We start from the raw sequence: 19,677 nt of genomic DNA, 5'->3' as shown, positions 1-19,677 counted from the left end.
TACTACGATATGACTAAGCTGTTGTCCACCTGTATGAACCGTTCTCATTTGGATAAGGCGCAGAAAAAACAGTTGGCAGACTCCATGCTGTTGCTGACGATACTGGTGCCCGAAGCGCCCGGTGGATTTGATATTGGTTCTATCTGATTGAGATGAGCCAAGCCTGCCCAGCATTATTGAATATTTATATTATACTTTTCGACAAATTAGTGAGTAGTTATGAATAGTGACTCATATTTATAAATGTACTGAAAACAATAATACTCATACCAAATCCGAATTCATGAAACCCGATTAAAAATAGACAATCATGTTAGGGCAACCCCTTGTGGATGCCCTTCGATACCGGGTTATATCAGCCAGGATGTCGTATCCTATCTATCTCTTTAGACTGATGGTTCAGGAATTTTGATATCTATAGGTGTAATCTTAACCTCTTCTGCAAGAGTCCCCAGGGATGGCTCAATCGCTTCAATATTGCCAACCACAATGGTTACCAAATCACTAGGCTTCAGATTCCGCTGAGCCGCAGCCAACACTTGATCAATCGTGGCAGACTCTACTGCCTTCTGAAACTTAAAAACAAAATCTGACGGATAACCATAGTACTCATAGCGAATCAACCTCGACAGGGTCTGCTCAGGCGTCGCAAAGTTAAACACAAAACTATTGAGCACCGCATCTTTGGCATATTGCAATTCCTCAACCGTGATTGGCTCCTGGCGTACTCGCTCAATTTCCTTATACATGGTTTCTATAAACGGTACCGTCGCCTCAGACCGGGTCTGACCACCACCGATAAATAAGCCGGGATAATCATAGCGAGGACTCCAGAATGCATAGACCACATAGGCCAGGCCCTGTCTTGACCGAATATCGTTAAATAACCGCCCCCCAAAACCATTCAGCACCTCATTCAAAACCACCATTGGCGCATGGTCAGGATTATCCAGACGTCCTCCAAGATGACCAATGTGAATGTAACTCTGGGTCAGTTGAGGCTGATCAACCACATAGAGACCATTCGTTTTTTGCTCTACGTCAGGTACCTCGACATTAGCCTTGGCCCTCACTGACGGTGACCAGTCAGCAAAAAATTCTTCAATCAGAGCCTTCATTTGAGCAGCATCAAAATCACCGCTAATGCCCAAAATGGTTCCCCTGGGCTGAATCGCGGTTTGGTAAAAGTCAACAACGTCATTCCGTGAAATGTTGTCAACATCCCTGTATTCGATCATGCGAGCAAATGGACTTTCCTCCCCATAGATCAGCTTGCGAAACTCACGGGTAGTGACATCATCCGGATCGTCATTGCGTCGAGCAATGCTTCCCCGATACTGACTTTTAAGCAAATCAATCTTTTCTGGAGCAAAGGCTGGCTGTTGAATGACCTCGGCAAAAATAGCAAACACATCTGCCAAGTCTTCACTGAGGGCATTAAAGCTAGCACTGCCGCTAGTAGTCCCCAAACTTGTCTCCACAGAGGCCGCCCGCTGCTCTAGAAACTGATTTAGTTCATCCGGTGTGTAGGTAGCAGTTCCACCGACGCGCATGGCCTCGCCCATCATGCCAGCTAGACCCGCTTTGCCATCAGGCTCCATAAATTCCCCAGCTTTGAACGTAGCTGAACCACTAATCAAAGGTAGGTCATGTTTTTCCATCAGATACACCACCATGCCGTTAGGGAGCTCATAGCGCTCAAAGTCAGGAATCTGAATTTCCCCGAGGGGAGTAAACTCCAAATCGTTATACTCGCGCGCCGTCACAGCATTGGCGGGGTTACTCCACCCAAGGGTAAGCACCAACCCTAGAGTGGCCATAGCCAGGAACAAACATGTGCTCAGACGACGCTTGGAAAACCAGAACATAAAAATATTGAGGAATGGGCAAGGTGGAGAGTGGGCTGTGCCCACCAAAAGGTGGAACGTTATCTAGCGGTCAACCAGCAATTATGGTTCTGCCGATAGCAGTTTACCAACGGTACGATTGCTGGGCACAAAGGTTGCTTGAGCAACCCGTTGGACATCCTCAGCTGTCACAGCTTCGATAGCCTTCAGCTCTTCAAAGACATTGCGCCAGTCATCAGTTTTTGCCTCGTACTCAGTCAGCAAACTAGCCATACCTGAGTTTGAATCTAGACTCCGTAGCATCCCTGCTCGGGCCTGAGTCTTCACACGTTCTAGCTCCTCAGGCGTAACCGACTCTTCCTTAAGCTGAGTGAGCAAAGCTTCCATGCGTAATGCCATTTCATCAACGGTATGCCCAGGAGCCGTCAGCCCGTATAGCAATAAAATATTGTCGTAGAGATCGCCAGGAAAGCCATTGGCACTGCCAATATTAAGGGCCACTTGAGATTGCTCAACCAGGTCTTGATACATTCGTGATGTACGTCCACCAACCAAAATACTCTCAATCATCGAATAGACCACATGGTCAGGATGATTGATACCGGGACGATGAAACCCCTCCAAATACCAGGGCTGACTCGGTAACGTCAGTTCAAAAAATTTCTCTTGCGTTTGGACAGGCTCTTCGATAGTGACATCTGGCGGTAAACTACGTGCCTTAGATCGACCAAAGTAAGCTTTTGCAAGCGCTTTGACATTCTCAGGATCTACATCACCCACGACAGCGGCGACCAAATTACTGGGTCCATAATAGGCATCAAAAAACTCGGCGATGTCTGCACGTGTAGCAGTGCGCAGATCCTCTTTATAACCAATCACGGGACGACGATAAGGATGCTCATCAAAAGCGACTTCTAAGAACTTTTCAACAATTTGGCCGATGGGGGAGTTATCTACCCGCATCCGACGCTCTTCAAGAATGACTTCTTTCTCTTTATAAAACTCGCGAAAGACAGGGTCCAAAAAACGGGCAGATTCTAAGGACATCCAGAGCTCTAATTTATTGGAAGGGAGACTATAGAAGTATCGAGTGGCATCAGCAGAGGTAGTCGCATTCAGACCACGTCCACCAGATTGTTCAATAATTTGACCAAATTTATTTTGCTCGACGTAGCCGGAAGCCTGGGCTTGAAGAGTATCGAATTGAGCATGCAACGCGGCCAACTGCTCATCATCACCCACTTTTTCAGCTGCCATTAACTGACCAAACACAGCATCCATCTCCTCCAAAAGAGGTGCTTCTGCTGCGTAGTCGGTAGTACCGATATTGGTTGTACCTTTAAACGCCAAATGTTCTAGATAATGAGCTACACCGGTATAACCATCTACCTCATTGACGGCCCCTACCTTGGCATAGAGCATCATCGATACCACTGGAGCCTGATGACGCTCCAGAACGATAAACTTCATGCCGTTATCAAGAGTGAACTCACTCACATCATTGGCAACACGGTCGAGGTAGGGCTGAATAGTACTGCCATCCTCTGCCACCGCAAGCGTAGAGGAACCTTCAATTTGACGATCCAACTTACCAAAAACCTGAGCCCAGGCAGGCTCACTCACTCCTAACCAAAGAAACAGCGTCAGAACGATCGCCCACAATAACCTAATCTTTGGCCTAGCCAACGGAGTTACGCCCATAGCACCTCAGCGCAAAATACCGTTACCAGCATAATTATTTTTCTTTATATTGTGTCAACAATATATTGACAATCCGGCAAAATCACTGAATATTTATCAAACGACGTCAGAGTACATGCAATGACTCGGCATAGGGATGTGGCTCATACGTTCCCCCAATTATCTACTTCAAGTAGACATATTTATAGAACGTAAACATTTCAAACAAGCCACCTACAATACTTAGGGTCAGGCAAATAATCACTACACCATGCCCGACATCCCCCGCACCAAAAGTAAGCAAAAAATCTAGCAGGCAATCTTTTCCAAGAGTACTGATGGATGCCAAGGGAGACCAAGCCCCCAAGGTCAATACACCTAATGCTATTCCCAAGCCGACAGCAGGCAGAACAAAGCAAATGCCTAGCGTTAACATCAAAGAAATAAATAGCTGTAAGCCCATCTTTACCCCCCGCCCTACATTGATCGTATGGACGTAAGAAACCACCCCAACCATAGAAGGAATGGATAGGAATAAACGCCAACTTGAGAAATCTTAAATTTTCATAAAATTACAGAGCATTTAGAGCTTTAGCTTAATGACTGGCTTAACCGATTAAAATAAATAGGCTTTTGCCGTCTCTAAACCACGTCCAAGTTGAAACCTGTAGTTTCTCCCACGGTAAAATTCCAGTTCTGGACGTGGACAAGGTTTATATAGCCCCTATTCCGAAAGGAGTCGTCTCCCTTGGCCGCTGCATTCTCCACATCTAGCCTCGCCAAATGGGGGCAACGTCTGTTGGCTGCCGTCCTCCTAGGCGGTCAGGTCATTGTGCATCTAGTGACTCGCCCCCTGCATCGGCGCAACACCATTGAGCAAATGGCTGCCGTTGGCCCAGAATCTTTACTCATCACCCTAGTGACCGCCAGCTTTGTCGGTATGGTGTTCACGATTCAAGTCACCCGTGAGTTTATTAACTTTGGTGCGAGTACGGCTGTCGGTGGAGTCCTAGCGCTCACCCTCGCTAGAGAACTCGCTCCTGTGCTGACAGCGGTTATTATCGCCGGTCGAGTTGGCTCAGCCTTTGCGGCTGAAATTGGCACCATGCAGGTCACAGAACAAATTGATGCACTCCAGCTGCTCAAAACCGATCCGGTTGACTACTTAGTGCTACCTAGGGTGATTGCTTGTGCCCTAATGCTGCCGCTACTGACCATTCTGTCATTCATTACCGGTATGACTGGTGGTCTCTTGATCACCACCACCATGTTCAATATTTCTCAAACTGTCTTTTTAGACTCAGCGCGTCTCTTCATGAGCGTGTGGGATTTGGTGAGTGCCATGATCAAATCCGTAGTATTTGGCTGCCTGATTGCCATTATTGGTTCTAGCTGGGGATTAACCACGACTGGCGGAGCCAAAGGTGTCGGTCAGTCCACGACCACTGCTGTTGTCACTGCCTTACTCGCTATTTTCATTACCAATTTCTTTTTGTCTTGGCTGATGTTCCAAAGTTCAGCCTTGAATTTTTAAGGCCACAGCAACTTTACTCAGCGGACAATATCACCTACCTACAGCCTCTCCCATGGCTAATTTTCGACCTCGGTCAGCTTATTCAGGTAACGCTCAATTAGCAAAATCGCCACGATGTCATCGATCGGGCGAGGAATACTACGCAGACTTTGGGGGAGTAAGCGATTTAGACCTTTGGGAGGAAACATCTCCCAGTAGCGATCGCGCGCTTCCAAACTGCTATAACGTTCATCGACCAAGATGACATTAGGTGCTTCATTGAGACGAGAAAGTTCCTGTTTCCAGAGCTGCGCGCCAGTCTGATCACCCATCACAATTAGCGAAATTGGGTAAGTCTGACGTAGAGATTCAATATGGTCGACGACTTTCGCCGCCAGGACAACTTCGTGATAACACAGTGAACGATCCAAACCAACAATCGCTAAGCCACACTTGTAGCGACCCGGATCAAACCCTAAGATAACTGGCTGCGATAGCTTGGAAAAAACAGTAGATGTCACAAAATCCGTGTGAAAAGGCTCTATACAAATGCTGAAGATGAAAGTAACCAAATCTTCAACTTGAATGTGGATTAGGCAAATAGGGCCTTGTTCTCCATACCACTATCTTACGACTATCTTAAGGATGGCTGCATTAGGGACATCAATTTGGAAAATCAGCGAAGGGTAGCTTGCGCTTTCAACAAAATCTGGCAAACTAAAGTCTGACGAAATCAATAGTCTGCTTCAATAATATTGGTGGGATCGTTCTATTTATTTCTGGATGACTCATAACTGCTTACGATTCGGAGTACACCCGTTCATTCCAGCAGTGACTAATCCCTCTAGGTACTGACTGCGAATGCAATCCAAATGCTATGGTCTAAGTACACTTGTACGCACTAGTTCGAGTGCAGCTGCCTTGTGCATGTAAAGCGAGTTGAACTATCTCACTTTAAATCTTTTGGAGGAACAACCCAGGTCCCTCTACTGCAGGGATTTACCGTTATTTCTGGCCCCAATGGTTCAGGAAAGTCGAACATTCTCGATGCACTTTTATTCTGTTTAGGGTTAGCTAGCTCTAAAGGCATGCGGGCAGAGCGCCTGCCAGACTTAGTTAATCAAAACCATGCCAGTCGACGCTCTACCTCAGAAGCTAGCGTCACGGCTACTTTTGATATTAGTGATATTCCTCCAGAACTACTCCAAGAGGAGGCTGGTGAGTCAGCCACTCAGAGTAAACCAGAGGATAACGCAGACAATAAAACCAATGTAGAGGAAGGGGCTCAAGCGGAAACATCTCCAGTGGCAGCAGATGTTTCGATAGACAGCGTCCATCAAAATGAGACAAGTGAGCAAGCAGCAGCCTCACCAGGTGAGGCGTCACCAGATAATGTCGTACCTCTGCCTCGGGAATGGAGCGTCACTCGTCGCCTACGAGTGACGCCTCAGGGCACCTATACATCCAATTACTTTATTAATGGCCAACCCTGTACGCTGACCGAGTTGCATGAACAACTGCAACGGTTTCGAATCTACCCCGAAGGCTACAACGTGGTGCTGCAGGGTGATGTCACCAGCATCATCTCAATGAAGGCGAGGGAACGCCGAGAAATCATTGACGAACTGGCAGGTGTGGCCTCGTTTGATCGCAAAATCGACCAGGCTAAGCTCAAACTGGACATGGTACGAGAGCGCGAAGAACGTTTTCGCATTGTGGAACGTGAGCTGATTGATCAGCTAGAGCGTCTCGATCAAGACCGCAAAAAGGCTGAGAAGTATAAGAAACTTAAGGCCACGCTCCAGGAAAAAACTCAGTGGCAGGCTGTGCTGGAGTGGCGTCAACAACAGCAACAGGCTCAAAAATTAGAACAGCAGCTTGCCCAAGGCAAAGAGCAGGGCGAAAAGCTCACCCAGCAGCTAACAGCTTTAGTCACTCTGATTGAAACGACCGCGAAGGAACTTGAGGCGCTCAACACCAAAGTGAAAGCCCTTGGCGAAGATGAGCATTTGGCCCTCCAGTCAAAGCTTGCGACCCAAGAAGCCGAGCTACGACAGCTAGAAAGACAAGAACAGGCACTCAGCCAATCTACTCGTGAGCTAGCTGCCAAACTACAGGCCACCCAGATTGAGCTACAGCAACACAGCCAGGAGCTAAGCGCACTCGGACAGCGCCTCACCACCCTCAGTGGTACTGAAATCGTCCAGTTACAATCAGAGCGGGATCGAGCGGCTCAAGCAGTAGAGGATAGCCGAGAGGCGACCAGCGCGATCGCAACCGCATCCCAAGCTTGGGTCGAAACCCAAACCACCCTACGCCGAGAAGTCGAAGCCTTACTCAATGCTCTCGAGCCTCAGCGAACTGAACAGGTCAGACTCCAGGAGCGACTCAACCAGCTCCAAAGCCAAATCGCCGCCCAAACTAATACCATTCAAGGGTTAGAAACGGAACTTACTAATGCACCAACTGCTGAAGGACATCAGTTATCCCAGGCAGAAGTTACCATTCAAACCCTGGCACAAGCAGTAGCCGCCGCCGAACAGGAACTCAAAATCCAGCGTGAGACCCGAGATCGTCTACTCCAAGAACTGCGCGAAAAGCAGCGGGCCCTGGATAAGCTAGAAGCTCAAGAACAAGCAATGCAAGAAACCCGTGGCACCCAAGCTACGGAGGTACTCGTTAAAAGCGGTCTCACTGGCATCTGTGGTCTCGTGGCTCAGCTGGGCCGTGTGGACCCTAAATATCAAACAGCGTTGGAAATTGCTGCCGGAGCCCGTCTTGGCTATCTAGTGGTTGAAAATGATGGCGTTGCATCCCGAGGCATTGACATTCTTAAACGCCAGCGCGCTGGTCGGGCAACGTTCTTACCGCTCAATGCCATTCGGGCTCCCCGCAGTCAAAAGGTCGGTCGCTGGGAACGTCCCGATGGGTTTATCGACTATGCAGTCGATCTGATCGAATGCGATGAGCTATACCGTGAGGTCTTTGCCTTTGTATTTGGCAACACGGTGGTGTTTGAGGGCCTCAATGATGCCCGTCGTCATCTGGGCAAGTTTCGGATGGTTACCCTGGAGGGTGAAGTATTGGAGAGCAGCGGTGCCATGACTGGCGGGAGTCTGCGTCGCCAGGGTCGGCTGCATTTTGGCACCGTTGAAGCCGGGGAATCGGCTGAAGCCAAAGCATTACGGGAAAGACTGCAGGAAATTGAGCGAATTTTAGGGAGTTGCGATCGCGCCCTCACTCAAGCCGACGCTACTGCCAAAACTCAATCCAAAGCCCTGATCGAAGCGCGCCAAAGCTATCGAGAACAGCAGCTGCAAAATACCCAGGCCCAGCAACAGCGTCAGCAATTGCAACAGCGCCTGGAAAAAGCCCAACAACAGCAACAGCAATACCAAACCGAATACACCGCCGCCCAGCAAAGGCTGCAGGAGCTAGAAACATCCCTACCAGCCCAAGAAACCCAGTTACAACAAAAGCGGCAGGAACTCACAACCCTGGAAGAATCACAAACCCATAGCGAATGGCAGCAGGCCCAGGGTAAAGTTCGTGCCCTAGAAACAGACCTGACTGAACGACAACAAGCACTACAAACAGCCCAGCAACGACAAAATGAGCTTGAGGCCCAACAGCAACGCTTACAGGAAAAGAGCCAGCTAGGTCAGCAAACCATCGACCAAGCTCGCCAGCAACAGCAGACTCAGATTAACCAGCAAACTGAGTTCAACAAACAGCAGGTCGCCTTAAAAGCAGAAATTATTGCTACCCAGGCAGCCATTGCTGAACTCGATAAGACCTTAGCTGGTGAGAAGGCGGAGCGCGATCGTAAAGAGCATCAACTACGGGATCAACGTAACCAGTTACAACAGCTAGAGTGGCAGCAGCAAAAGCTCAGCGAAACTCAGCAAGAACGACAGCAACAGCTCAGAGCCCTACAAACAGCCATCGAAACTCAGCAAGCAGAATTACCCGAACCTCTGCCTGAAATTCCCGATGATCTCAATCTAGAAACCCTACAAAAACAGCTCAAGTCCCTCCAGCGTCGGCTAGAGGCGATGGAACCCGTCAATATGCTGGCGCTCGAAGAGTACGAACGCACTCAAGAACGCTTAGAGGAACTCACCACAAAGCTCACCACCCTAGAAGATGAGCGTACTGAGCTACTGCTGCGGATTGAAAATTTCACGACTCTGCGTCGTCACGCTTTCCAAGAAGCCTTTGAAGCTGTCAACAAAAATTTCCAAGCCATTTTTGCCGAGCTATCGGACGGTGATGGATACCTACAACTTGACGATCCTGAGGATCCCTTCAACGGCGGCCTCAATCTAGTCGCCCACCCAAAAGGCAAACCAGTCCGGCGCTTAGCCTCCATGTCTGGTGGAGAAAAATCCCTCACCGCCCTCAGCTTTATCTTTGCCCTCCAGCGATATCGTCCCTCACCTTTCTACGCCTTTGACGAAGTAGATATGTTCCTAGATGGTGCCAACGTTGAACGCCTCTCTAAAATGATCCGTCACCAAGCCAAACAGGCTCAGTTCATCGTCGTTAGCCTGCGCCGTCCCATGATCGAATCCGCTGAACGCACTATCGGTGTCACCCAGGCTAGGGGTGCTTATACTCAAGTCTTAGGCATTAATCTACAGCGGGCATCCGCTGGCGGATAACTTTTATGTAGTGGAGTTGCATTCAACTCCACTACCCATCCAATACGGTTTCACACACTGTCAAAAAACTAGGGTATAGGGTGTAATGTGAGGAAGCATGTTTCTTTCAGTTAAGAACCATGCACTCTGGTTAAGTTAACTATTTAGATCCCACACAGTAGACCCCAGCGATGAGTTTTGAACAAAGTCGGTTGCGCTCCGACATGATTGGCACCCAAGTGATTACTCGCTCTACAGGCCGTCGCCTAGGCGTGGTCAGTCAACTTTGGGTCGATATAGATCGATGTGAAGTCGTCGCCTTGGGGCTACGAGACAATATTTTGTCGAAGGTCGTCTCTGGACCTGAGCAAGTCATGCTATTGAGTAGCATGCGCAAAATCGGCGATGTCATTTTGGTCGATGACGATACTGTCATTGAGGATGACATCAGCGTTGCCACTTATAGCAATCTTGTTAAAAGCGAAGTAATCACTGAATCTGGTGAAGGTCTGGGTCGAGTCAGGGGATTTAAATTTGACGTGGTCAGTGGCAAACTACAGTCTATTGTGATTGCCTCCATGGGCTTACCCCAGATTCCTGACCAGGTAATTAGTTCGTACGAACTGCCCGTCGAAGAAATTGTCAGCACCGGGCCAGATCGCATTATTGTCTTTGAAGGGTCAGAAGAGAAACTCAAACAGATCAGTGTTGGCCTGTTAGAACGCCTGGGATTGGGCACCGCTCCCTGGGAACGTGAAGACGACGGCTACATCATGCCTACTTCGGCTAGCAATCAACTGCCCTCAGGCATCAAACAAGCGGCTCCAGAACCTCGCCGTCAAGTTGCCCCCCCACAGCGACTGGAGCTAGAGCAACCGTCCCGACCACCGGTAGAGCAGCCAATACCTGAAGCAGAACCTTATCAAGCTCAGCCCTTAAATATCCCTCAAAAGAAGAAAGTAATCGAATACGAAGAAGAAGACTTCTAATGGTGTGGCAGGATGGGTATTGCTTGTTATCAGTAGTTACAGCCGTGCCTGTTATTCCTGCTCCGCTCAAAAAACTGTTTGTCATGGGCCTACCGGTACACCAAAGTACCGACTATGTAGGCTGGCTGCTTGAAACCATGAGATCAGGACTCGGTGGTCATGTGGTCACCCTGAATGCTGAGATGTGTGTTCAGGGTGAAATGAATACCGAGCTGCAGACTATTATCCAGCAAGCCACTCTCGTCATCCCAGATGGTGCAGGCGTAGAACTCTATTTTCAGTGGATCCAGAGAAAAAAAATAAAGCGTTATCCAGGGATTGAATTTGCCGTTAATGTCTTAAAAGAGCTCAAACCGACTGAACCAGTTGTATTTTACGGTGGAGCACCAAACTTGGCAGTATCTGCAGCTCAACATTGGCAACAAAAGTGTCCAGATTTAAAGGTTGCGATCGCACAGCACGGTTATCTCTCCGACACTGAGCAGCTAGAGTTTCAACACCAACTCCAAGCACTTCAGCCCAGCATTATCTTTGTTGGCTTAGGCGTCCCCCGCCAAGAGTTATGGATTAACGCCCATCGTCAGCTCTGTCCTAATACCATATGGATTGGTGTAGGAGGCAGCTTTGATATTTGGGCAGGGACCAAGCAACGAGCTCCCCGCTGGATGTGCAATAACAATTTGGAATGGCTCTATCGTCTCTATCAAGAACCCTGGCGCTGGCGACGAATGCTCGCCTTACCAAAGTTTGTATTGCGCTCCATAGGTTATGACCTAGGTTGGAAAAGCTCAAATTAAGAGCATTTTGTTAGCAATAGTCTATGAAAAACTGCCATTTCACTAGTGTCCCATATTGCACAAAGAGGCAAAAAAATCTATAACATTTTGTCAAGGATATAGACATTGGTGCCATTCCCTATATCCTTGTACAGAGACAAACCTCTGCCTCAATCAGCTGAGTCAAGTTTCTGCCCCTAGTCAACATCTTGCCCTTATGACCTCTGCCGTGACTCCGCCTAAAACTCATTACACTCGTCGCCAACAAGCTCAAGCTAGACGTAATGTAAGGTTTCAGACAGCAGCTACAGCGGCTACAGCGGCTACAGCTGCGACTAAGCAACCGCAAACAACACCGTCGGCGACCAACAGTCCCCAGCCGACCTTGGTGACACTAGCCGGGGTAAATAAAACCTACGATAATGGCAGTCAAGCCCTAAGAGACCTGAACCTTCAGGTCAAGAAAGGCGACTTTTTATTTGTTACAGGACCATCCGGTGCTGGCAAATCAACCCTACTCAAATTGCTCTATGGCCAAGAGCGAGCCACTTCAGGCGATATTATTGTCGATGGTCAAAACCTCGCCAAGCTCAGGGGAAATCGATTAGCCATGCTGCGGCGACGTATCGGCATTGTCTTTCAAGATTACAAACTGATTCCCCGGCGTACCGTTGCAGAGAATGTTTCCTTTGTACTGTGGGCCCAAGGCTATAGCCGCCGAGAAATCAATCGTCGTCTACGCCCCACACTGCGTATGGTTGGACTGCAACATAAAGCTAGCTGCTTTCCCGATCAACTCTCAGGGGGAGAACAACAGCGAGTCAGTATTGCCCGTGCCGTTGTTGGTACACCACCCCTACTGCTAGCTGATGAGCCGACCGGCAATCTCGATGGTGACAACTCTCGACAGGTAATCAAAATTTTAGAAAAGCTCAACTCTATTGGAATTACGGTCCTTATCACCACTCACGATGAGCCACTAGTGCGTGCATCAAACCATCCCGTCGTCCAAATCCAAGACGGACGTCTCACCCATGTCAGACATTAAACAGCTTTAAAATTAGCGTGAGTCCGCACAACCATCGCCTCAAAATCACAGAGCCAGGCCACCCAATCACTATCTATTTGAGGACGCTCTTGAGGCAGTGCACGCTTCAGTAATACAGCAATATAACCAGACTCACAGCAAACAATTACGATATTGCCAATCTTGGTACGAATCATCGTATGCCCGACAACAGGCAAAGCCATCGTAGACGCGATCAACTGCTGAAGCCCAAGAGACTGAAACACTAATTGCACCCATTCAGTGTCTTTATGCTGCGGCGTAATGAAATAGTCACGAGGTAAACCCATGGGGTCAAAAACAGCTACCCCTAATATTTGATCAATATTGTTTAAATCAACCGATTTCAATGGCTGCGGTTTTGAAGTAGACACCAAAACATGGATTTTTTAATGTGCAGCTAGATTATCAGCTTTTAGTTTCCACAATAAGCTAGACACCATGTTCGTAAAGATATGAGCAATCACTGGAACCAATAGGTTCTGGCTAGCCAGGGCACTATATCCTAAAAGCCCACCTACACAAGTCGCCCATAGCATGTAGGGCCACTGCCGTAAATCACTCATGTGCAGTAAACCGAAACATAAGCTAGACAGACCTAGGGCTATTAAGTTTCCCCCTAATGCAGGCAACATTACACCACGAAAGAGAAGTTCTTCGCTAATCCCAGGTAACAGCCCCAGCCAAAGAACATCAGGCAATAACAAAGGCGTCAGAATATAGTCCAAGTACACTTCAGCACTTCGCCGATACCTGGGCCAAATTCGATACAGTAATCCACTGACCAACGTAATCCCTGAGCCCAACAGCAAACCCATACCGATGGGATAAATACCCAGGTGACTAGGCAATTGCGCAACTGAGTCAAATAGCAACCACAGACGAGCAACTATCAACAACACAAGCGCAGTTGCTGCGATCGCAACCAGCACCTGAATACGCGTCAAAGGCTCCATACTGGAATTGGGCGGGGCAGGCTGATTCAAGAAATGAAGCGGCAACATTATGCCGTACTAGACAGGCGATACTATCTTACGCTTTCCCAGACCTATCGCCTATCGTCAAATTACCACTTCCTAGGCTTTGTCCTCTAGCAAGCTTGCACAAAGCTCCTCAGGCGCAACGATGCAACCACCAACTCCCTAACACAAGACTAGTGCCCAAGAAAAACCTGACACAACTTTTTTATCCATTAACCAATAAATTACTGACGAATATATCAACCTAAAATATATTAAATTCAATCAATAAAACCATTCTTTATACCCTAACAAAAAACAAAGAAAGCCCTAGAACCTTAGAAAGACAAGAAAGAAACATCTTCACCAGCAAGAGCTACAGGAATAATTGGCATTAGAAAACATCCATTATTAATCAGCCTTAAAATCAAATAAAAGCAATTATTATTAACTAGTTAAGTACAATCCAAATCATTATCAAAAAAATGTTAAAAAACATCAAAGAATGGGATTCATTGAAATACCCAAGTCATTGATTTGTACAGTGACTCGTCAATTTTACTCATCCATACTACTTGAACCTATGGGCATGTCCTTTGACTTATCCCCCCAAAATGACAGCGTCAATATCTATGAATGTGAGGTCCGCCTAAAGTTTCGAATCATTGAAGATAAGTTAGCCATGGATGAACGCGATAACAATGCATTACTCGAAGCATTAGTAGATGCCTATACCTACGGAGATGATGAATATCTAGAATCTTTGGAATCTCATATCAACATCAACGAAATCCAAGCACTCGAAGCCTCTCCAGAAATGCGGCGTCAGCTTATTCGTCTACGCAACTGTCGAACCTTCGCCTAACCGACTTTTGTTTGCCAGTATCAGTCATCAATCATGGGAAAAAACTAGCGATAGAGATTTGACATTAATTCCCTCACATTTGTATATTTATAAAGGCCAAGCGCAAGAGCGTCACGGCATACCTGCCCCCATCGTCTAGAGGCCTAGGACACCTCCCTTTCACGGAGGCGACGGGGATTCGAATTCCCCTGGGGGTATTACATAAAAACTGCGCCACGAGCTGTCTAGCCCGTGGCGCAGTTGCTTTATAGGCCTATCCTTGGTTTATATATGTGGGTTAACTTCGGTTGAATCCGGTTAATAGCGCCCACATTTTAGGCCAAGTTTTAGGTCAGAAATTGAGCATGGATTTTGAGGACAAACTGGTGACGGTCAACGAGCGTTTAAAGCAGGCTCGGATCGGTGTGGCCATCGAGGTGCATGGTGGGCGGTTGAAACTGCGGGCTACATTGCCACCGAAACCAACCAGTACTAAAGACCGACCCTGGCAGCAGCGGATCGCCATTGGCTCACCGGCAAATTTGGCAGGATTGCGAGCCGCTGAGAAAGAGGCGAAGCTGGTGGGGGCGTTGCTGGCTAGTAAGGAATTTACCTGGACTCGGTATCTGAAACCGGATGGTGGTCAGGATAATGGGCCTAGTTGTGGAGTATGGGTACAGCAGTTTGAGGCTCATTATCTGAGTAACGGTGGCAAGGAGACGACTTGGAAGGGTGACTATGTCAAGGTCTTTAAGCAGCTATCCCAAGATGCCCCATTGACTGTGGATACTCTGCAGGCAGTAATTTTAAAGACTGAGCCCAATAGTAAAAGTCGAGTACGGGCTTGCATGGCCTGTGGGGCACTAGCCAAGTTTGCTGAGTTAGAGTTTGATGCCAAACCGTTGCGGGGAAACTATAGTCCATCGCGGGTGGGACCTCGAAATTTGCCGGAGGATGCGGTAATCGCGAAATGTCGGGAGGAGCTGACTAATCGAGCCTGGCAGTGGGTCTATGGCATGATGGCCACCTATGGCCTGCGGAATCATGAATGTTTTCGGTTGGACCTGGATGATTTTCCAGTGGTGCGGGTGTTGGAAAATACTAAGACGGGTAGTCGTGAGGTGTGGCCCTGCTATCCGGAATGGGCTGAGCAGTGGCAGTTAAAAGATAGTCTGCTGCCGCCGATTCGGTTAGATCGAACGAATGATAAGGTGGGCCACTCGGTGACAGCCTACCTGAGTCCGAAGCTGCCGTTTAAACCCTATGATCTGCGCCATGCTTGGGCGGTCCGGACGTTGGAGTTTGGCTGGCCGGATGCGCTGAGTGCGCAGCAGATGGGGCATTCGTTAGAGGTGCATAATCGGACCTATCAGCGGTGGATTAGCCTGCGGCATCATCAGCGGGTTTATGATTTGCTGGTGAATCGGCCTGATCGGCCAAGGCCGCCAGGGGGAAGGAGCCAGGAGGCAGAGATCAGGAGTCAGGAAAAGGTTACGGAGTAAAGCTAAAGAGGATTGCCTAAGACCACGGCAGAATCCATAAATAAGTATTGTGGCAGAGGGCAAAAGGGGTATAGGGTAAAGGATTACGGAAGAATCCTGGGCGCTGAACATACAACTCGAAAACCGAAAAGGCTGTTGCGGACGGCGGGCGTAAAGTCGTTGCGGAAAGCGGAGCGGCAATTCCTAGGAGTGAAGGCCCAGGAGCCGCCGCGTAGGATACGGAGTGATTTATCACCATCAGTTACCCAAGCACTGCCATCTGTAGGAGCACCTTTATAGCTGCCATGGAAATGGTCTTGGCACCACTCAAGAACATTGCCATGCATATCACTGATACCAAAGACATTGGCAATACCGAAGTGATCTACAGGTGTCGTTTTTTCGCGATATTCCCCTTTAGAGCCATCACTATATGTATAGTTGCCGTTGTAGTTGGCCAAGTCAGTGGCGATGGTCTGACCAAAGTAGAACGGTGTAGTGGTCCCAGCTCGACAGGCATATTCCCACTCAGCCTCGGTCGGTAGACGATAAGGTCGATCGGTATGCTGCTCTAACCGTTTACAGAACTCGACAGCGTCATACCAAGTCACCCGCTCAACAGGGTGGTTATCGCCTTTGAACTTGGAAGGATCAGCCTCTAAATCACGTTCATCCTTGGGTAAAGCTGCTACAGCTCGCCACTGGGCTTGGGTAACTGGATAACGACCCATGACAAACTGAGGTACCGTTACTTCATGCTGAGGGCCTTCTCGATCCTCTCGTTCAGGTTCATTTTCTGGAGAGCCCATGGTAAAGGTACCGCCTGGCACCAGAACCATATGGAGTGGAAGTGCATCAGCTATCACCTCTAAGCGAGGTTCGACATAACCTTGACCAGTGCGAGGAGTGCGGCTAAGGGTAGAAGGCATGGGCAAAAAATTGGAGAGCCAGCTAAGTCGTCGGTTTCCCTACCAAAGTAACTGGCTCGGTTTGATTTTCGGATACCTCGATGGGTATCGCCGGAGTAGGTCTGGACTCTTCTGGGGTACTCCCGACAGATTCCCATCTGCCAGCTCTGACCGGCCATTGCTGGCGATAGAAGAGTGCTGGGCGCTGAACATACAACTCGAAAACCGATATTGTTGTTGCGGTTGGCGGGCGTATTGTTGTTGCGGTAAGCGGAGCGGCAATTCCTAGGATTGTTGGCCCAGGAGCCGCCGCTTTCGCAGCCTACCCCACGCACAAGCATAACAAGAAGCAAAGGTAATCGGGAGCAGGACCAAAGGCCAAACGATAAAAAGCTAGCTGGGCATTCTGAATTGCGTCTTGAGTGCCATCCAAATGCCAATTACCGCTGAGTTGCCCATCATCCAAAAAACCTACGATCTGATCAAGTGGTACGTGCCGATTCTTAATCGATTACCTAAGCACCAGCGGTTTCAGCTAGGAGATCGCATGGTATTCGGACTTTATGAGCTGCTAGAAGGCTTAATTTTGGCCCGCTACCAACGGGATAAGTTACCACAGCTGCAAAGGCTCAATAGCAAGCTGGATGTTTTGCGATACCAGACACGCCTACTGCTAGATTTTGATTTGCTATCTCACCAGCGATATCAGTATGTGGGGCAACTGATCAATGGCATTGGCACAGAGTTAGGGGGCTGGATCCGGCAGCAAAAGGAAAAGCCCAGTGTCAGGCGACAGACGACAGCAGCCAGGAAATCGGGGAAAACACCCCAGCTGACTCCTGAATTCTGACCCCTGACTCCTACACAATGAAACGACATGGCAACTTATGGCCCCAGGTGATCGCATTTGAGAACCTGCTGATGGCCTCACGGCAGGCGCAAAGGGGAAAACGGTTTCGGGCGAATGTGCTGGCCTTTAACTATCGGCTGGAGCTGGAGCTGCTGAGGCTACAGACAGAGCTAAAAAATCTGACCTATCAGCCTGGTGCCTATCGCACGTTTAGAATCCGCGATCCAAAGCCGCGCATGATTTCGGCAGCTCCTTATCGAGACCGGGTGGTGCATCATGCTCTGTGCAATGTGATCGTGCCACTGCTGGATCGGACACTGATTGGGGATACCTACGCCAACCGATTAGGCTATGGCACCCACCAGGCACTCAAGAAGTTTACGGGATGGGCAAGACACTATCGCTATTGCTTACAGTGCGACATTCAGAAATATTTTCCGAGTATTGATCATGAAATCCTCAAAGCCATCATTCATCAGCGGATCAAGTGTTCAGAGACGTTATGGCTGATTGAGACGATCATTGACGCCAGCAATGAGCAGATACCGGTGATTGAGTACTTTCCAGGAGATGATCTGCTGACGCCGGTGCAGCGACGGCGAGGACTACCGATTGGGAATCTGACCAGTCAGTTTTTCGCGAACCTCTACCTGAGCCCATTTGATCACTTCGCCAAACGACAGCTAAAGCTAACGAAATATCTGAGATATGTAGATGATTTCGCGGCCTTCAGCAATGACCGGCAAGTGCTGGCAGAGGCCCGTCTAGTAATGGAAGAACAACTGGCCACGCTAAGGCTGAAGATGCATCCCATTAAGAGTCAACTGTGTGAGACTCGCTACGGGGTCAACTTTGTGGGATTCAGAATATTGCCGGATCGGATACGGGTGAGAAATGATAACCTGCAGCGATCTCGCCGCCGGATGAAAGCACTCCAGCGCCAGTATGCCGCAGGGGAGATCGACCTGGAGCCGCTGACGCGGCGTCTCCAAAGTTGGGAAGCTCACTTGATGCATGCCGATACCCATCGCCTGCGACGCAAAATCTTTGATCGTTGGGTGTTTGTGAGGAATCAGGAATCAGGAGTCAGGAGCCAGGAAAGGAATACGGAAGATACCAAAGGTGTTGAGCTGGAAGTAGATACATATAATTCACATGAGCCCTTCTAACTCCTGACTCCTGACCTCTGATTTCTGACTCCTGAAAAGGGCCAAAGGTTAATAGGGTAAAGGGTTACGGAAGAATCCTGGGCGCTGAACATACAACTCGAAAACCGAGAGTGTCGTCGCGGTTGGCGGGCGTAAAGTAGGTGCGGTAAGCGGAGCGGCAATCCCTAGGATAGTCGGCCCAGGAGCCGCCGCGCAGGATACGCTCTGCCTTTTCATCATCGGTTAACCAGGCTCTACCATCCGTAGGCGCATCTTTATAACTGTTATGCCAGTGGTCCTGGCACCATTCCCAAACATTGCCATGCATGTCATGAAGACCATAAGCGTTAGCTCCCTTAAAGTGATCCACTGGTGTCGTTTGCTGGCGATATTCACCACGCTCACCAGGACCGTAAGCACCATTGTTTTCACTAGCACCGTTATAGTTGGCAATTTCCGTGGACAGGGTTTCACCGAAGTGGAAGGGTGTAGTGGTCTCGGCTCGGCAGGCGTATTCCCATTCGGCTTCGGTGGGTAAGCGGTATTGACGGTTGGTATGGATGGTGAGGCGATCGCAAAACTCCACAGCGTCATGCCAGGAAACTTGCTCAACTGGGTTGCGATTCTCGTCCCGAGAGGCTTCGCCAACGCCCTTAAACTCAGACGGCTCCGGCTTCAGATCTTGATTCACCTTAGGCATCTCCTCAACCACTGCCCGCCACTGCGCCTGAGTCACCGGATACTTAGCCATAAAGAACTGAGACACCGTTACCTCATGCTGAGGGCTTTCGCTATCAAGACGCTCTAGCTCACCCTCTGGGGAGCCCATCATGAAACTGCCTCCAGGAATAAGCATCATCCGTAGCGGCAAAACGCCTGCGGCGATGGGGTCATCGTAATACTCAGATCTTGCACCCGTCTCAAATGAGACAGTAGTACATATAGATTAACCAAAATAGCCCAATTTCTGAGA

The 19,677-nt window shown here is 48.8% G+C and carries 18 protein-coding genes and 1 tRNA gene; 10 read left to right on the top strand and 9 right to left on the bottom strand.

The features are described from left to right. Positions 1-386: 386 nt before the first annotated feature. The 3 genes from IXB50_RS21130 to IXB50_RS21120 form a co-directional block, all read right to left on the bottom strand. The gene (locus tag IXB50_RS21130; RefSeq protein ID WP_215610979.1) at positions 387-1,868 is read right to left on the bottom strand and encodes a M16 family metallopeptidase; all 1,482 of its coding nucleotides are present in this window, start codon (positions 1,866-1,868) and stop codon (positions 387-389) included. A gap of 81 nt (positions 1,869-1,949) precedes the next feature. After that, a complete protein-coding gene (locus IXB50_RS21125; protein ID WP_215610978.1) occupies positions 1,950-3,548 on the bottom strand; it encodes a M16 family metallopeptidase in 1,599 nt (532 codons plus the stop codon). Between the two features lie 163 nt (positions 3,549-3,711). Next, on the bottom strand, positions 3,712-4,044 hold the full coding sequence (locus IXB50_RS21120) for a hypothetical protein (protein WP_215610977.1): 333 nt from the start codon (positions 4,042-4,044) through the stop codon (positions 3,712-3,714). A gap of 231 nt (positions 4,045-4,275) precedes the next feature. On the opposite strand from IXB50_RS21120, the gene IXB50_RS21115 reads away from it, so the two are divergent. Next, positions 4,276-5,061 carry an MlaE family lipid ABC transporter permease subunit gene (locus tag IXB50_RS21115; protein ID WP_215610976.1) on the top strand — a complete coding sequence of 262 codons (786 nt, stop codon included), beginning with the start codon at positions 4,276-4,278 and terminating at the stop codon, positions 5,059-5,061. A 56-nt stretch (positions 5,062-5,117) separates the two neighbouring features. On the opposite strand, the gene IXB50_RS21110 is transcribed toward IXB50_RS21115, so the two are convergent. After that, the gene (locus IXB50_RS21110; protein ID WP_215610975.1) at positions 5,118-5,561 is read right to left on the bottom strand and encodes a RuvC family protein; all 444 of its coding nucleotides are present in this window, start codon (positions 5,559-5,561) and stop codon (positions 5,118-5,120) included. Positions 5,562-5,963: 402 nt separating this feature from the next. Here IXB50_RS21110 and smc point away from each other — a divergent pair, with 402 nt between their 5' ends. From smc to ftsE, 4 genes are all read left to right on the top strand, one after another. Next, a complete protein-coding gene (smc, locus tag IXB50_RS21105) occupies positions 5,964-9,704 on the top strand; it encodes a chromosome segregation protein SMC (protein ID WP_215610974.1) in 3,741 nt (1,246 codons plus the stop codon). 170 nt (positions 9,705-9,874) lie between these two features. Continuing rightward, complete coding sequence (locus IXB50_RS21100) at positions 9,875-10,672, top strand: PRC-barrel domain-containing protein (protein ID WP_215610973.1); 798 nt, start codon at positions 9,875-9,877, stop codon at positions 10,670-10,672. 83 nt (positions 10,673-10,755) lie between these two features. Then, positions 10,756-11,469: a WecB/TagA/CpsF family glycosyltransferase gene (locus IXB50_RS21095; RefSeq protein ID WP_215610981.1), complete on the top strand. Its 714-nt coding sequence runs from the start codon at positions 10,756-10,758 to the stop codon at positions 11,467-11,469. 196 nt (positions 11,470-11,665) lie between these two features. Further along, entirely contained in the window at positions 11,666-12,496 is an 831-nt protein-coding gene (ftsE, locus tag IXB50_RS21090) for a cell division ATP-binding protein FtsE (protein WP_215610972.1), read from the top strand. Here the strand turns inward: ftsE and IXB50_RS21085 are convergent. Both IXB50_RS21085 and IXB50_RS21080 read right to left on the bottom strand, forming a co-directional pair. Next, positions 12,493-12,864, bottom strand: coding sequence for a hypothetical protein (locus tag IXB50_RS21085; RefSeq protein ID WP_215610971.1), 372 nt, complete (start codon positions 12,862-12,864; stop codon positions 12,493-12,495). The genes ftsE and IXB50_RS21085 overlap by 4 nt on opposite strands. Positions 12,865-12,903: 39 nt before the next feature. Beyond that, positions 12,904-13,500 carry a CPBP family intramembrane glutamic endopeptidase gene (locus IXB50_RS21080; RefSeq protein WP_407658831.1) on the bottom strand — a complete coding sequence of 199 codons (597 nt, stop codon included), beginning with the start codon at positions 13,498-13,500 and terminating at the stop codon, positions 12,904-12,906. A 556-nt stretch (positions 13,501-14,056) separates the two neighbouring features. Between IXB50_RS21080 and IXB50_RS21075 the strand changes: the two genes are divergently transcribed. The 3 genes from IXB50_RS21075 (at position 14,057) to IXB50_RS21065 (ending at position 15,819) form a co-directional block, all read left to right on the top strand. Next, entirely contained in the window at positions 14,057-14,338 is a 282-nt protein-coding gene (locus IXB50_RS21075; protein ID WP_215610969.1) for an Npun_R1517 family heterocyst differentiation transcriptional regulator, read from the top strand. Between the two features lie 124 nt (positions 14,339-14,462). Continuing rightward, a tRNA-Glu gene (locus IXB50_RS21070) sits at positions 14,463-14,535 on the top strand. 147 nt (positions 14,536-14,682) lie between these two features. After that, positions 14,683-15,819 carry a site-specific integrase gene (locus tag IXB50_RS21065; protein WP_216867708.1) on the top strand — a complete coding sequence of 379 codons (1,137 nt, stop codon included), beginning with the start codon at positions 14,683-14,685 and terminating at the stop codon, positions 15,817-15,819. Between the two features lie 83 nt (positions 15,820-15,902). Here the strand turns inward: IXB50_RS21065 and IXB50_RS21060 are convergent, their stop codons facing one another. Then, positions 15,903-16,727 carry a formylglycine-generating enzyme family protein gene (locus tag IXB50_RS21060; RefSeq protein WP_215610968.1) on the bottom strand — a complete coding sequence of 275 codons (825 nt, stop codon included), beginning with the start codon at positions 16,725-16,727 and terminating at the stop codon, positions 15,903-15,905. Beyond that, on the bottom strand, positions 16,667-17,047 hold the full coding sequence (locus tag IXB50_RS21055) for a hypothetical protein (protein WP_215610967.1): 381 nt from the start codon (positions 17,045-17,047) through the stop codon (positions 16,667-16,669). Before IXB50_RS21055 ends, IXB50_RS21060 begins: the two co-directional genes overlap by 61 nt. Positions 17,048-17,139: 92 nt before the next feature. Between IXB50_RS21055 and avd the strand changes: the two genes are divergently transcribed. Both avd and IXB50_RS21045 read left to right on the top strand, forming a co-directional pair. Beyond that, positions 17,140-17,556, top strand: a complete 417-nt coding sequence (gene avd / locus IXB50_RS21050) for a diversity-generating retroelement protein Avd (RefSeq protein ID WP_215610966.1) — start codon at positions 17,140-17,142, stop codon at positions 17,554-17,556. Between the two features lie 17 nt (positions 17,557-17,573). After that, positions 17,574-18,725 carry an RNA-directed DNA polymerase gene (locus IXB50_RS21045; RefSeq protein ID WP_215610965.1) on the top strand — a complete coding sequence of 384 codons (1,152 nt, stop codon included), beginning with the start codon at positions 17,574-17,576 and terminating at the stop codon, positions 18,723-18,725. 64 nt (positions 18,726-18,789) lie between these two features. Here IXB50_RS21045 and IXB50_RS21040 read toward each other — a convergent pair whose 3' ends face one another. Beyond that, on the bottom strand, positions 18,790-19,590 hold the full coding sequence (locus tag IXB50_RS21040; protein WP_407658832.1) for a formylglycine-generating enzyme family protein: 801 nt from the start codon (positions 19,588-19,590) through the stop codon (positions 18,790-18,792). Between the last annotated feature and the right edge of the window lie 87 nt (positions 19,591-19,677).

It is taken from the genome of Leptothoe spongobia TAU-MAC 1115, assembly GCF_018739885.1.
GTDB lineage: Bacteria > Cyanobacteriota > Cyanobacteriia > Phormidesmidales > Phormidesmidaceae > Leptothoe > Leptothoe spongobia.
Note: the sequence above shows the minus strand (reverse complement) of the source record. Positions and strands in the feature narration are given on the sequence as shown.

What these genes read in the sequence shown, in the direction of transcription:
- IXB50_RS21120 (WP_215610977.1), bottom strand. Translation starts at nt 4,044, where the DNA reads ATGGTTGGGGTGGTTTCTTACGTCCATACGATCAATGTAGGGCGGGGG.
- IXB50_RS21130 (WP_215610979.1), bottom strand. Translation starts at nt 1,868, where the DNA reads ATGTTCTGGTTTTCCAAGCGTCGTCTGAGCACATGTTTGTTCCTGGCT.
- IXB50_RS21055 (WP_215610967.1), bottom strand. Translation starts at nt 17,047, where the DNA reads ATGCTTGTGCGTGGGGTAGGCTGCGAAAGCGGCGGCTCCTGGGCCAAC.
- IXB50_RS21125 (WP_215610978.1), bottom strand. Translation starts at nt 3,548, where the DNA reads ATGGGCGTAACTCCGTTGGCTAGGCCAAAGATTAGGTTATTGTGGGCG.
- ftsE (WP_215610972.1), top strand. Translation starts at nt 11,666, where the DNA reads ATGACCTCTGCCGTGACTCCGCCTAAAACTCATTACACTCGTCGCCAA.
- IXB50_RS21100 (WP_215610973.1), top strand. Translation starts at nt 9,875, where the DNA reads ATGAGTTTTGAACAAAGTCGGTTGCGCTCCGACATGATTGGCACCCAA.
- IXB50_RS21045 (WP_215610965.1), top strand. Translation starts at nt 17,574, where the DNA reads ATGAAACGACATGGCAACTTATGGCCCCAGGTGATCGCATTTGAGAAC.
- avd (WP_215610966.1), top strand. Translation starts at nt 17,140, where the DNA reads ATGCCAATTACCGCTGAGTTGCCCATCATCCAAAAAACCTACGATCTG.
- IXB50_RS21095 (WP_215610981.1), top strand. Translation starts at nt 10,756, where the DNA reads ATGGGCCTACCGGTACACCAAAGTACCGACTATGTAGGCTGGCTGCTT.
- IXB50_RS21060 (WP_215610968.1), bottom strand. Translation starts at nt 16,727, where the DNA reads ATGCCTTCTACCCTTAGCCGCACTCCTCGCACTGGTCAAGGTTATGTC.
- IXB50_RS21065 (WP_216867708.1), top strand. Translation starts at nt 14,683, where the DNA reads ATGGATTTTGAGGACAAACTGGTGACGGTCAACGAGCGTTTAAAGCAG.
- IXB50_RS21075 (WP_215610969.1), top strand. Translation starts at nt 14,057, where the DNA reads ATGGGCATGTCCTTTGACTTATCCCCCCAAAATGACAGCGTCAATATC.